This is a genomic window from Streptomyces sp. NPDC040410, from assembly GCF_055595715.1.
Window position 1 is genome coordinate 595,744 of sequence record NZ_JBVIVK010000001.1, and the last position, 13,156, is coordinate 608,899.

12 protein-coding genes and 1 pseudogene are annotated in these 13,156 nt (G+C 70.8%); 4 read left to right on the forward strand and 9 right to left on the reverse strand.

What is annotated here, in order from left to right; genetic code table 11:
* Positions 1 to 24: 24 nt before the first annotated feature.
* Both ACZ562_RS02685 and ACZ562_RS02690 read left to right on the forward strand, forming a co-directional pair.
* Complete coding sequence (locus ACZ562_RS02685; protein ID WP_471173423.1) at positions 25 to 762, forward strand: SIR2 family NAD-dependent protein deacylase; 738 nt, start codon at positions 25 to 27, stop codon at positions 760 to 762.
* A 361-nt stretch (positions 763 to 1,123) separates the two neighbouring features.
* The gene (locus ACZ562_RS02690) at positions 1,124 to 1,357 is read left to right on the forward strand and encodes a hypothetical protein (RefSeq protein WP_471173425.1); all 234 of its coding nucleotides are present in this window, start codon (positions 1,124 to 1,126) and stop codon (positions 1,355 to 1,357) included.
* A gap of 121 nt (positions 1,358 to 1,478) precedes the next feature.
* Here the strand turns inward: ACZ562_RS02690 and ACZ562_RS02695 are convergent, their stop codons facing one another.
* The 8 genes and pseudogenes from ACZ562_RS02695 to ACZ562_RS02730 all read right to left on the reverse strand — a co-directional run.
* Positions 1,479 to 1,970, reverse strand: a complete 492-nt coding sequence (locus tag ACZ562_RS02695) for a methylated-DNA--[protein]-cysteine S-methyltransferase (RefSeq protein WP_471173426.1) — start codon at positions 1,968 to 1,970, stop codon at positions 1,479 to 1,481.
* Between the two features lie 9 nt (positions 1,971 to 1,979).
* Positions 1,980 to 3,452, reverse strand: coding sequence for an AlkA N-terminal domain-containing protein (locus tag ACZ562_RS02700; RefSeq protein ID WP_471173971.1), 1,473 nt, complete (start codon positions 3,450 to 3,452; stop codon positions 1,980 to 1,982).
* A 425-nt stretch (positions 3,453 to 3,877) separates the two neighbouring features.
* Positions 3,878 to 5,203: a hypothetical protein gene (locus tag ACZ562_RS02705; RefSeq protein ID WP_471173972.1), complete on the reverse strand. Its 1,326-nt coding sequence runs from the start codon at positions 5,201 to 5,203 to the stop codon at positions 3,878 to 3,880.
* Between the two features lie 292 nt (positions 5,204 to 5,495).
* Positions 5,496 to 6,005 (reverse strand): O-acetyl-ADP-ribose deacetylase, encoded by a 510-nt coding sequence (locus ACZ562_RS02710; protein ID WP_471173428.1) that lies wholly within the window; start codon positions 6,003 to 6,005, stop codon positions 5,496 to 5,498.
* A 165-nt stretch (positions 6,006 to 6,170) separates the two neighbouring features.
* The gene (eboE, locus tag ACZ562_RS02715) at positions 6,171 to 7,328 is read right to left on the reverse strand and encodes a metabolite traffic protein EboE (RefSeq protein WP_471173432.1); all 1,158 of its coding nucleotides are present in this window, start codon (positions 7,326 to 7,328) and stop codon (positions 6,171 to 6,173) included.
* Between the two features lie 205 nt (positions 7,329 to 7,533).
* Positions 7,534 to 8,943: a phytoene desaturase family protein gene (locus tag ACZ562_RS02720; protein WP_471173434.1), complete on the reverse strand. Its 1,410-nt coding sequence runs from the start codon at positions 8,941 to 8,943 to the stop codon at positions 7,534 to 7,536.
* Positions 8,944 to 9,039: 96 nt separating this feature from the next.
* Complete coding sequence (locus ACZ562_RS02725; protein WP_471173437.1) at positions 9,040 to 9,882, reverse strand: inositol monophosphatase family protein; 843 nt, start codon at positions 9,880 to 9,882, stop codon at positions 9,040 to 9,042.
* 203 nt (positions 9,883 to 10,085) lie between these two features.
* Positions 10,086 to 10,261: pseudogene (locus tag ACZ562_RS02730) on the reverse strand (gamma-glutamyltransferase); the annotation flags it as partial.
* A 187-nt stretch (positions 10,262 to 10,448) separates the two neighbouring features.
* Here ACZ562_RS02730 and ACZ562_RS02735 point away from each other — a divergent pair.
* Positions 10,449 to 10,655: a hypothetical protein gene (locus tag ACZ562_RS02735; RefSeq protein ID WP_471173440.1), complete on the forward strand. Its 207-nt coding sequence runs from the start codon at positions 10,449 to 10,451 to the stop codon at positions 10,653 to 10,655.
* A 213-nt stretch (positions 10,656 to 10,868) separates the two neighbouring features.
* On the forward strand, positions 10,869 to 11,537 hold the full coding sequence (locus ACZ562_RS02740; protein WP_471173444.1) for a hypothetical protein: 669 nt from the start codon (positions 10,869 to 10,871) through the stop codon (positions 11,535 to 11,537).
* A 22-nt stretch (positions 11,538 to 11,559) separates the two neighbouring features.
* Here the strand turns inward: ACZ562_RS02740 and ACZ562_RS02745 are convergent, their stop codons facing one another.
* A complete protein-coding gene (locus ACZ562_RS02745; RefSeq protein ID WP_471173448.1) occupies positions 11,560 to 13,083 on the reverse strand; it encodes an NCS1 family nucleobase:cation symporter-1 in 1,524 nt (507 codons plus the stop codon).
* Positions 13,084 to 13,156: the final 73 nt, after the last annotated feature.

Sequence of the window (13,156 nt, forward strand, 5' to 3'; positions counted from 1 at the left end):
AGCGTCCGCCCTACCCTCGGTGACATGACCAAGCCCCTCGTCGCCATCCTCAGCGGCGCCGGTATCTCCACCGACTCCGGCATCCCGGACTACCGCGGCCCGAACGGGCTGTGGCGGCGGGATCCCGGGGCCGAGAAGCTGGTGACGTACGAGTTCTACATGAGTGATCCGGAGATCCGGCGGCGGTCGTGGCAGATGCGGCGCAAGAACCGGACGCTCGGGGCCGAGCCGAACGCCGCGCACCGGGCGGTGGCCGAGCTGGAGCGGGCCGGCGTGCCCATGCGGGTGATCACGCAGAACGTGGACGGACTGCACCAGCTCGCCGGCATGCCGGCCCGCAAGGTACTCGAACTGCACGGCACGGCACGGAGTGTCGTGTGCACGAAGTGCCATGCACGCGCTCCGATGGAGGACGCGCTCGCCCGGGTCGAGGCCGGCGAGGACGACCCGCCGTGCCTGGAATGCGGCGGCATCCTGAAGTCGGCCACGATCATGTTCGGCGAGCGGCTCGACCCGGTCGTGCTGGGCGAGGCGGTCGCGATCACCAAGGCGTGCCAGGTTTTCATCGCCGTGGGAACGAGTCTGCAGGTGCAGCCCGCCGCCGGCCTCGCGGGCGTCGCGGCCGACCACGGGGCACGGCTGATCATCGTCAACGCGGAGCCGACACCGTACGACGAACTCGCCGACGAGGTCCTACGCGATCCGATCGGCACCGCCCTACCCCGACTACTGCACCGGCTGAGCACTGTCAGCAACTACTAGGGGTCAGACGGACCTTGTCCCCTCGCCGGTGCCGCGGGCCCAGCCGAGCCCCCAGGCCCAGGGGGTTCAGCTCCTGCGGCTGCGTCACACCTTGACTTTGACTCTGGCGGGGTCTGGTCTCGGTGCCTACCGTCCACTATTCTGGCCGAACAGACCGCAGTTGATGCGGAGATGACCTGACTGTCCCTCATCGAGGGTTCGGGTCATTGATGGGTTCGATCAACAGTAGTACAGCGTTAAGCAAGACACTGAGCGTCTGCATCTCCGCAGGCTTCTCAGTTCACCATGGGGGGGTGGTTGAACTGGGTTGACCTGCGTGCCGACCAGCTTGACCGCTCCATGAGACGGAAGGTCAAGATCGGTGGACGGCACCGCCATCATCATCATTCTCGCCATCGCTGGCGTTTTCTCCGTGCTGCTCTTCGCCGTGAAGGGTCTCCTGGACCAACTCCCCGACGTGCTCGACTCCGCTGGACGAGTGCGTGATGCATGGGAGCGCTTCATGAAGAAGAACGAAGAGCCCGCTCGACAAGCGGAAGCGACAGAACTGCCGACCCCACCGCAGCGGGACGAGCAGCCGCCCACCGTTGTCTAGGTGGCCCCAGACGCATACCACACGAAGCGGTCGCCGTGTCGTGGCAGGCAGTGGCCCCTCCCCCTCCGCATGGGCACCGGGCGCACTGGTTCGCGATCACGGCGGCCCCCGCGTCGTCGGTTCAGAAGAGTGCCGCTCGTGCCGATCCCTGTTCGAAGTCCAGTAGCCGCTGTTTGCGGTGCAGGCCGCCGCCGTAGCCCGTCATGCTGCCGTCGGCGCCGACCACGCGGTGGCAGGGCACGATGATGCCGATCGGGTTCCTGCCGTTGGCGAGGCCGACGGCGCGGGAGGCTGCGGGATTGCCGAGGGCCTCGGCCAGTTCGCCGTACGAGCGGGTCTCGCCGTACGGAATGCGGCGCAGTTGCTCCCACACGCTTTGCTGGAAAGGCGTGCCGAGGAGCGTCAGGTCGAGGGTGAATTCCTTCAACTCGCCCGCGAAATAGGCCTTCAGTTGGGCGGTCGGCTCGGAGAAGGGGGTTTCGTCGCGCTCGCCGAAGGTCTCCTCAGGCGGGCGGTGGCGTTGGTCGGTCATGTAGAGGCCGCACAGGACGCCGTCGTCGGCGACGAGCGTCAGCGGGCCGTACGGACTGTCGATCACCATGTGCTGTTTCATTGAATGTCCTTACACAGGGAGGAAGTTGATCGGGTGGCTGTCGGTCGCCCACAGGTACTGGACCGCATAGGCCCGCCAGGGGCGCCAGGCCGCCGCGCAGGCCGTGAGCGCCGCCGGGGTCGAGGGCAGGCCCAACTCCTGGGCGGCGCGGCGGATTCCGAGGTCGGTGGGGAGGAAGGCGTCGGGGTCACCGAGGGCGCGCATCGCGATGACATCGACCGTCCAGGGCCCGAAGCCGGGGAGGGCGAGGAGCCGGGCCCGGGCCTCCGTCCAGTCGCTCTCGACACCCAAGTGGAGTGTTTGGTCGGCGAGTTGGTTGACAAGTATGGCGAAGGTGGAGCGGCGGGTGCGGGGCATCGCCAGCGAGTCGGGGTCCACCGCGGCCAGTGCCCCGGGGGACGGGAAGAGGTGCGTGAGGCCGCCCTCGGGGTCGTCCACCGCCTCGCCGTGCGCGGTGACCAGGCGGGCCGCGTGGGTGCGGGCGGCGGCCGTGGTGACCTGCTGGCCGAGTACGGCACGTACGGCGAACTCCGCCTCGTCGACGGTGCGCGGGACACGCCGGCCGGGGGCCTTGTCGACCAGGGGCGCGAGGACGGGATCCGTGCGCAGCTGGTCGTCGACCGCGACCGGGTCGGCGTCCAGGTCGAGCATGCGGCGGCAGCGGCTGATCGCGACGGTCAGGTCGCGCAGGTCGCTGAGGCTCAGGCGGCAGGCGATGTGGTCAGGCTCCGGGGTGAGGGTCACGATGCCGTGCCCGTACGGCAGCCGGAGTGTGCGCCGGTAGGCGCCGTCCCGCCACTCCTCCACACCCGGGACGGCGGTCGCGGCGAGGTGACCGAAGAGGTTGTCGGGGTTGAGGGGCGCGCGGAAGGGGAGGCGGAGGGAGAGGGCGCCGGGAGCGCTGGTGGACGTCTTCTTCTTCGGCGCCCGGGCGCGCAGTTCGCTCGGCGACAGCGCGAAGACCTCGCGCACGGTGTCGTTGAAGGTGCGGATCGCGGAGAAACCGGCGGCGAAGGCGACGTCCGCCATCGGCAGCGGCGTCGTCTCGATGAGGATCCTGGCGGTCTGGGCGCGCTGCGCGCGGGCGAGGGCGAGCGGGCCGGCGCCCAGTTCGGCGAGCAACTGGCGCTCGATCTGCCGGATGCTGTAGCCGAGGCGGGCGGCGAGGCCGGGGACGCCCTCGCGGTCGACGACGCCGTCGGCGATCAGCCGCATGGCGCGGGCCACGAGGTCGGCGCGCTGGTTCCACTCCGGGGAGCCCGGGCTGGTGTCGGGCCGGCAGCGCTTGCAGGCGCGGAAGCCGGCCTGCTGGCAGGCCGCCGCACTCGGGTGGAAGGTCATGTTCCCGGGCTTGGGCGGCACGGCGGGGCAGCTGGGCCGGCAGTAGATGCGGGTCGTCAGGACGGCCGTGAAGAACCATCCGTCGAAGCGTGCGTCCCTGGACTGCACGGCGCGCACACAGCGCTCCCGTTCGGTGTACATCCCGTTCTGCATGCGTCCAGCATCGGCCACGGGACCGGAGGGGGCTGGCGAGAATCCGACATCGACCTCGTGCGGCCCGGGACCCGCGGGATCGCCGGGCGGCGGTCGCCGACAGGTCCTTGAGTACGGGCCTGCGGTCGCGGCGGCGGAGTACGGCTCGGGCGAGGTGACGTAGCGGCTCGGCGTCTCCGGGTCAGCACGTACGGGACGGCTCCGCGTGTCCGGGTCAACACGTACGGGACGGCTCCGCGTGTCCGGGTCAACACGTACGGGACGGCTCCGCGTGTCCGGGTCAACACGTACGGGACAGCTCGGCGTGTCCGGGTCAGCACGTACGGGACGGCTCCGCGTGCCCGGGCCGGCCCGTTCCGGAAGGCTCCGCTCGTCCGGGGCAGCCCGTCCCCGACGCCTCCGCGTGCCAAGGGTCAGCTCGTGCCGGAGGGCTCCGGGGTCCCCTGATCCGCTCTCTCCGGTGCGTCCTCGGCCACGAAGTCGACGACCGCGAGCGCGAACAGCAGGCCGAGCGCGAGGCCGATGACGACCCAGCCGGTCGGGTAGGGCCACAGGATGAACCACAGGATCGTCGCGCCGACCAGGATCCAGGTGATCCATGGGCGGCGGCGCTGCACGAACGGGCCGACGGGTCCGGTGCGCATCCCCGCGCGGTCGGCTGCCCCGCGGGTGGCGCCGATGCCCGCGTGCCACATCTGCCGTACGACGCGGGCCGCGCGTCCCGGTCCGGTCAGCCAGGCGGCGATGGCGACCACCACGCCCAGGGCCACCACCATCCGTACCGAGCCACGCAGGAACCGCGTCAGTGTGTCGTACACGGACTCGGCGGCGGGCTGCGAGACGCTCGACGGCAACGCGCCGAGGTAGACGTCCCGGAAGACGATCAGGCCGACGTTGAGCAGGGCGGTGGCGAGGGCGAAGCAGAGCGCCGCGACGATCAGCGTCCGGCGGCGGTGGGTGGAGAGGAGGACACCGCCCGCGACCAGGAGCACGGCGAGCACGGGGAGCCAGAAGCCGGCGATCTGCAGCAGCCGGAAGGCGGTCTTGAGCCTGCCGATGTCCTTCCCCTCGACGACGGTGAAGTTGGTGTGGATCTCCGGGATGTTCGCGGCCACCGTCATGCCTGCGTCGACGAGGCGCTGCTTGACCCGTTCGATCACCGGGGCGAGGTCGATGGTGACGGTGTTCTGGTTCAGTTTCACCGCGCTGTCGCTGCTGCCCGTCAGGGCTTTGTCGACGGCGGAATGGATCCCTCGGTTGGCATCGGTCCAGATCTTCTCGAAGGCGTCGGACGCGACGATCTCCTGCGTCTTGTCGTGCACGAAGCTGCGTACGGCGCTCTCCAGCGAGTTGCCGAGCTTGCCGAGCGCCTTCTCCAGCAGCGGGCGGTCGGCCGGGGCCGCGCCCTCCAGCAGGGAGGTCAGGTCGAGGCGGTCCGCCACGGCGTCGGTGACCCGGTTCGCGACCGCGTTCTGGATGTCCGGGTCGGAGGCGAGGGGCGCGACGGTGTCGACGTACCGGTCCGTGTCGCCGACGATGTTCGCGGTCCACGCTGCGACGGCGGCGAGCGGCGCGAGGACACAGCCGATGATGATCAGTACGGCGGCGAAGAACGATCTCACCCTGTGGTGCGGCACCCGCTTGGCCTGGCCCGCCTCGAGCTGGGCCACCCGCGCCCGCAGCTGCTCCAGCTCCGTCGGTGTGGCGTCCTCACCGGAGGCGCCCTGACTGTCCGCCACGCGGTTCTCCCTCGTCGACCAGTAGGACCCGGTACGGATAGGACATCCCGCACGTCGGAGAGCGGCGAGCGCTGCGGCCCGTTCGGGTGACGGGCCGCATCCCGCCGCACCGCGGCCCCTCAGGTGGCGGTTTCTTCTTCGGGAGAAGCCGACGGCGATCTGGAAGACGATGGGGATGAGCTGGTTGACGGCGGTGTGGGCGGCCAGGGCGGAGCTGCCGTAGGTGCCGATCAGCAGGGCCACGACGGAGAAGAAGCCGCTGACGTCCCGAGTGCGGCCGACCCGAGTGCCGTCAGCGGACCTGTGCGGCGAACGCCTCGTACGCCCGCTCGTCGAAGAGGACGAACCTGATCTCCTCGACGTCCGTCTCCGTGGCCCGGACGGTCTCCACCGCGATGCGGGCGGCGTCGTCCATCGGCCACCCGTAGATGCCCGCGGAGACGGCCGGGAACGCGACCGTACGGACGCCGAGTTCGTCGGCGACGCGCAGCGACTCCCGGTAGCACGAGGCCAGCAGTTCCGACCGGTCCTCATCGCGGGTGAACCGCGGGCCCACCGTGTGGATCACCCAGCGTGCGTCGAGGTCACCGGCAGTGGTGGCGACGGCCTGGCCGGTGGGCAGCCCCTTCCCGTAGTGGGAGGCACGGAGCTTTCGGCAGTCCTCGAGGACGGCGGGGCCGCCTCGGCGATGGATCGCGCCGTCGACGCCTCCGCCGCCGAGGAGGGAGGAGTTCGCCGCGTTGACGATCGCGTCGACACTCTCGCGCGTGATGTCGCCCCGGACGAGCGTGATGGTGGTCATGTCCGTTTTCTACACCACGGGAGGGACGACCTGCGCGCCCAGGCCCGGTCCGCGAGGCCCCGCAGCGGGGACAGTCACCACCCGCCGACCTCCCGCGGGGCGTACGCCTCGCAGGCCCGGTCCGGCCGCGAGCACGGCAGTACACATCGAGCATGACAAGGCGGTTTACGAGGGGGCCTCCTTGAGTCCGAGACCGGTCAACCGGTCGCGGGCCCACGCGAGTTCGGCGGCGATGCCATCGGTCAGGTCTGCCGGCGGCTCGGGCAGGACGGACCAGGCGGAGGTCTCGACCTCGATGTGGTCGCAACCGGCCGAGGCCCCGCCGAGCAGCCCGGCGAGGAGGTGGGAGAGCTCGTCGGCGGTGCTGCGCAGTGGTGGTTCGGGTTCGGTGTGCAGCGGGGCGTGGCAGTTCACGCGCCACGGGCCCGCGCCGGCGGGCAGCCCCCCGTCCAGGGCGTCCGGCAGGTCGTCGACCCCGAGGACCGAGTCGGCGGTCACGGTACGGGTCTGGTGCAGGAACCGGGGTTCGGCGAGCCGCCCCAGGGCCGCGCGGGCGGCGGAATCGGCCGGATCGGGGGCCTCGACGGCGCAGGACGCCTGGAGCTTGACCACGGGGAGACCGGCGTCCTCGAGCCGCTGTAGGGCTGCGACGGGATGCTCGAACTGGACGGCGAGGTGACATGCGTCGAGGCAGACGCCGAGCCGGTCGGGGTCGAGGCCGCCCAGTTCCCGTACCGCCTGGGCGGTGGTCTCGACGACGCAGCCGGGTTCCGGTTCGAAGCCGACCCGGATACGGCGCCCCGTCCACGCTTCGAGCGCGTCAAGCCCGGTGGCCAGCCGGTCCAGGGCACGGCGGGCGTCCTCGGCGCTCGCCCGCGGCCACGGGGTCCGCCAGGCCAGCGGCAGCGTGGAGACGCTCCCCCGGCGGACGTCGTCGGGGAGGAGGGCGGCGAGGACGCGGGCGCAGTCGATGGTGTACTCCAGCCGCTCCTCGTCGGCCCAGCCGGGCTCGTACACGTCCTTCTTCACGGCCCCGCGGTGGAATCCGGTGTACGGGAATGCGTTGAGGGTGACCGTCTCCAGGCCGCGCGCCCGCAGCTCGGTCTTGAGCGTTCTCAACGCCCATTCGTCGGTGACCAGTTCGGTGACGACGCCCCGTGCCAGCCACAGCCCGACACCGAGCCGGCCGGCCTTCAGGCGCTCGCGCACGGGCACGGCCTGATCGGCGAGTTGGGCGATCACACTCTCAAGGTCCTCCGCCTGGTGGACGTTGGTGCAGTAGCCGAGGTGGACGGTGGTGCCGTCCGGATGCAGGAAGCGCATGGCAGGCTCACTCTGGGTCGGCGAGACGCACGACAGACCGGGATCCGAAGCGGAACACCGCTGTCCGATCTTTCACGACCGACCCTACTGACGGTGCTTGAACTTTCAGCGAGGTACTGCCGGGTAAGGGAAGTGACAAAGACGACACTGGTTTTCCTTACCGGAAAGCGTCAACTCGTTGTAGAGACGGCCGTTTTGGGCCAGGTCATGTCTGCCGCAGGCGCCGCCACACCGCTTTCGCCGCGTTGTGCCCCGACATGCCGTGCACGCCGGGGCCCGGCGGCGTGGCCGAGGAGCAGATGAAGACCGCCGGGTGCGGGGTGCCGTACGGGAACAGGGACAGCTTGGGGCGCAGCAGGATCTGGAGTCCGGAGACGGCGCCGGAGGCGATGTCTCCGCCGACATAGTTGGCGTTGCGGGCGGCGAGTTCGGGCGGGCCGGCGGTCGCGCGGGCGAGGACGCGGTCGCGGAATCCCGGGGCGAAGCGCTCCAGTTGGCGTTCGATGGCGTCCGTGAGGTCGCCGGTCCAGCCGCTGGGGACGTGTCCGTACGCCCAGAAGACCTGCTTGCCGGCGGGGGCCCGGGTGGGGTCGGCGACACTCGGCTGCACGGTGATCATGAACGGCTTGTCGGGTGCCCGGCCCTCCCGGGACGCGGCGCGCAGCGCGGCGCCGATCTCCGCGCTGTCCGCGCCGATCTGCACGGTGCCGGCGGTGCGGGCCTCCTCCGCGGTCCATGGCACCGGACCGTCGAGCGCGTAGTCGACCTTGAAGACGCCGGGGCCGTAGCGGTAGCCCTCGTAGTAGTTGCCGAGATCGGCGATCCTCGCCAGGGCCGTCGGCGAGGTGTCGAAGATGTAGGCGCGCGCCGGCGGCAGGTCGTCGAGGCGCTTGACCTCGTAGCCGGTGTGGATCGTGCCGCCGAGGTCCTTCAGGTAGGCGGCGAGTGCGTCGGAGATGGACTGGGACCCGCCGCGGGCCACCGGCCAGCCCCGGGCGTGCGCCGCCAGGGCGAAGACCAGGCCGATGGCGCCGGTGGCGAAGCCGGTGAGCGGGGCCATCACATGCGCCACCAGGCCGGCGAACAGGGCTTTGGCCCGCTCGTCCCGGAAGCGGCGCATCAGCCAGGTCGAGGGGGGCAGGCCCACGAGGCCGAAGCGGGCCAGGGTCACCGGATCGCGGGGCAGCGCGGTCAGCGGCAGCGACATGAAGTCGCGGGCCAGGGTGTCCCACTTGTGCAGGAAGGGTTCGACCAGCCTGCGGTACGCCCCCGCGTCGCGCGGCCCGAAGGAGGCGGCCGTCTCGGCGACCGACCGCGACAGCACCGCGGCGGTCCCGTCGGTGAAGGGGTGGGCCATGGGCAGGTCGGCGTGCAGCCATTCGAGGCCGTAGCGCTCCAGAGGCAGGGCCCGGAAGGCGGGTGAGTTGACGCCGAGGGGGTGCGCCGCGGAGCACGGGTCGTGGCGGAAGCCCGGGAGGGTGAGCTCCTCGGTGCACGCTCCCCCGCCCACGGTGTCACGGGCTTCGAAGACGGCCGCGGAGAAGCCGCGGCGGGCCAGCTCCACGGCAGCGGTCAGCCCGTTCGGCCCCGCACCCACTACGACCACATCGAGCATCGACGGCACCTTCGGACTCCTTCGTCAGCCGATGGCCTGGGGATCAGGATATGCCGGAGGGCTGACAGGCCCGGGGTCAGGTCGGCTCCCGAGGCGCTACGACGCCCTCAGCAGCTCGGCCACCCGGCGCGCGGTGGCGGCGTCCCTCGCCGCGGTGAACGGCAGCTCGTTGCCGCCCCTGATGCGGAACGGCTCACCCGTTCGGGTCAGGTGGGCGCCGCCCGACTCCTCGACGAGGAGCAGGCCCGCCGCGTGGTCCCAGGCGGCTTCCCAGGAGAAGGCCGTGGCGTCCAACTCGCCGCGGGCGACGGCCAGGTACTCCAGGCCCGCCGAGCCGCACGCGCGCGGCGCCACGCCGTCCGTCCGCAGGCCCAGCAGGGCGCGCTTCTGGTCGTCGGTCGTGTAGTCCGGGTGGGACGTGGCCACTTGGAGGTCCCGGCCGGGCCCGGGCGCACCGGAGTGCAGCCGCTCGCCGTCGAGGAAAGCGCCCTGGCCCCGTATCGCCGTGGCGAGTTGGTCGCGTACGGGCGCGTACGTCCACGAGGCGAGCACGACCCCGCCCTGCGCGAGCGCGACCAGGGTGCAGAATCCGGCGTCGCCGTGCACGAACTGCCGTGTTCCGTCGACCGGGTCGACGATCCAGACCGGCGCGTCGCCCTGCAGGGCCTCATAGGCGGCCGGGTTGGCGTGCACCGCCTCCTCGCCGACCACGACGGAGCCGGGCAGGAGGGCGCCGAGTGTCTCGGTGAGGTACAGCTCGGCCTTGCGGTCGGCGTCCGTCACCAGGTCGTGCGGGCCGGACTTCTGGTCGACCTCGTGGTCGGCGAGCCGGCGGAACCGGGGCAGGATCTCGGCCGAGGCGGCCTTGCGGACCGCTTCCTCCACGTCGGCCGAGTGGCGGGCGAGAAACTCGTCGATGGTTTCCGTGTCTTCGATCATGCCTCCATGAGAGCACGCGCCACTGACAATCCCCACCCGGCCCGTGTACTCCCGGTGGAATCGCCGTGAACACCCAGGACCGGACGCCACCGCTCAGAACCGTACGTCACCGCCCGCGACCGCACGTCACCGTCCGCGACCGGACATCACCGCCCGTGACCGGCGTCACGACACAGGGTCGGACGTCACGACACGGACGGACGTCAGCGTCCGACCGCGTACCCCTGCATGCCCCGTGGATTCGCGGCCGCCGACAGGATCCCCGGTCCGCGGGTCGCGCGCGACCGCGCAGAGCCGGCCCCGACCAGGCGTCGCCCACGGTCACGCCGTGCCCGCGCGGGGCGTCGACGGCGCCCTGGAGGTCCAGGCCGCCGCGCACCCGCAGGTGCCCCCTCACGCCCGGCAGTGTCGGTTCGGACTCGATGCGCCGGGTGGCCGCCAGGACCGCCTCGCGTCGCTCGGGGTCGTCCAGCCGGCCGTGCCGCCCATCAGGCAGGCGACGCCCTCGATGCCGTACCGGCCCGTGACGGCCAGTCCGGTCGTGCAGTGCGGCGTGGCGGTTGATGGTGGCCGCCAACCTGCCCGCCCTGCCGCACCACCCGGTGCGCCTCGGTCAACGCCCTCACCCGGTCGGGCCGTTCGGGCAGACGGCACAGCGGGCCGGAAAGCAGCACCACCTCGTGCACGGCGTCGCACGCGGGCAGGGAGGCGTGAAGGTGATGAACATGATGATGACGATGACGCTGATGAAGGTGATGACGCTGATGAAGTAATGCCACCAGGCAGTGGACCGCTGCGGCCCGGGGTAGCCGCATTCACGTACCCCGCATGGACATAACGGGACACACAACCCGTCAACAGCAGACCACAGTTACCGCGCGAGCACGGAGCGCGTTGACACTTCCGCCTTACAGGGACTCGTGTGACACTGGCCGTCCCGTCCGCAGTGCGGACTCCTCCGCACCATCCCCCACGAGAAGTGCGCCGTGCGTTCCCTACCTCTGCCGCTCACCCTCACCGCGCGCCTGTCCCCGGTCGTCGTGCTCGCCGCGGCGGGCTGGGCGCTGTCGTCCGGCCCGTTGGCCGCGGCCCCGGGCGACGAGGGCAGGGCGACCGAGAAGACGGGCACCCGGTCGTCCCCTTCCGTTCCGTCGGCATCGGCCTCGAAGACGTACTCCGCCGCGCCCGCCCCGTGCGGCAGCCTTTCCGTGCAGACCGTCAAGTCCCTGGTACCGGGCGCCAAGACGGCCGGCAAGGAGATCCCCTCGACGGACAGGAAGGTGCGCCGCACCTGCTCCTGGAACGCGCTCAAGGGGTACGACTACCGCTGGCTCGACGTCTCCTTCGAACTCATGGACTCGGACGAAGCGGCACAGAATTCCTACAAGACGCGCATCACGGAGAAAAGCGGCGGAGGCGCGGTCCCCGGTCTCGGCGACACGGGCTACTCCGTCGTGAACCTCACCACCGAGGACGAACAGCAGACACGCGAGGGCGTGGTGGTCGCGCAGGTGTCCAACGCGCTGGTGGTCGTCACGTACAACGGCAGTGACTTCGAGACGAAGAAGGCGCCCAGTACGGACGAGATCAACAAGGGTGCCATCAAGGCCGCCAAGGAAGCGGTGGCGGCACTGGAGGGCGGTCAGAAGACCTGACCGCCCTACCACCGCGGAGGGTTCACACCTCCAGACGCTCCCTTCCGCGCGCCGCCATCAGCACCAGGTACAGCAGCATCGAGGTGCCGAGGCCCACCGCCCAGCCGTAGTCGGCGAGCGACGCCAGTGCCGGGATGGGCCGGCCGTCGACCAGCGGGTGGAAGTCGGCGCCGCCGACGGCGAGAACGCCGCCGGCCGCGAAGGCGACGACGGCCCGCCAGTTCCAGCCGCCCTCGTACCAGTAGCGGCCGTCCGTGCGGTACAGGTCGGCGAGGTCGAGCTTGCCACGGCGCAGGATCCAGTAGTCGGCGATGAGGATGCCGGCGACCGTGCCGAGCAGACCGCCGACCAGGCCGAGCCAGGTGAAGATGTAGCCCTGCGGGTCGGAGTACAGCTTCCACGGGAAGATCAGCACGCCGAGCACACAGGTGGCGAGCGCGCCGGCCCGGAAACTGATCTTCCGCGGCGCGATGTTGGAGAAGTCGAAGGCCGGCGAGACCAGGTTGGCCGCGATGTTCACGGACAGGGTCGCCACCAGCACGGTGACCAGCGCAAACAGCAGGCCGACGACGTTGTCCGTCTTGGCGGCCAGCTGTACCGGGTCCCAGATCGTCTCGCCGTACACGGCCTGCGAACCGGAGGTGACCAGCACCGACAGGAACGCGAACAGGGTCATGGTGGTCGGCAGGCCGAGCGCCTGGCCCCACGTCTGGGCCTTCTGGCTCCTGCCGTAGCGGGTGAAGTCCGGGATGTTCAGGGACAGCGTGGACCAGAAGCCGATCATGCCCATGAGGGAGGGCCAGAACAGCTTCCAGAAGTCGCTGCCCCAGCCGAGCTTGGAGGGCTGGTCGAGCATCGGGCCGAAACCGCCGGCCTTGTTGCTCATCCAGATCAGCATCACGAGCGCGCCGACGAGCACGAAGGGCGCCGCCCAGTTCTCGAAGCGGCGGATCGTCTCCATGCCGCGGTAGATGATCGCCACCTGGAGCACCCAGAAGAGCGCGAACGACAGCCACATCGTCCAGGCGTGGCCGCCGATCCTTCCGGCGTCGGTCCAGCCGTTGCCGATCAGCTTCCCGGCGAGGAAGTAGATCGCCTCGCCGCCGATCCAGGTCTGGATGCCGAACCAGCCGCACGCCACCAGCGCCCGTACGACCGCGGGCAGGTTGGCACCGCGGATACCGAAGGAGGCGCGGGCGAAGACCGGGAAGGGGATGCCGTACTTGGGTCCGGCGTGCCCGGTGAGCAGCATCGGTACCAGCACGATCAGATTGGCCAGGGCGATGGTGAGCACCGCCTGCTTCCAGTCCATACCGACGGCGATCAGACCGGAGGCCAGGGTCCAGGAGGCCGTGTTGTGAGCCATGCCGACCCACAGCGCGGAAAAGTTGTACGTGGTCCAGGTGCGCCTCTCCACCGGGACCGGCAGCAGGTCCTCGTTGGCGTAGGGGCCGCTCGGGGCGGTGCCCGGGGCGAGCTCCACCCGGCCGTCGGCGAGGGTGACTTGAGCGGACGGCGGTATGGCCGTGGGAGCGGTGTCGGTCATGGGCAGGCCAATCAAAGGGAGGTGGGTCGGGAAAGGCCGTGCGGGTGGTGCCGATGGGAGGGTGCGCGGGGGC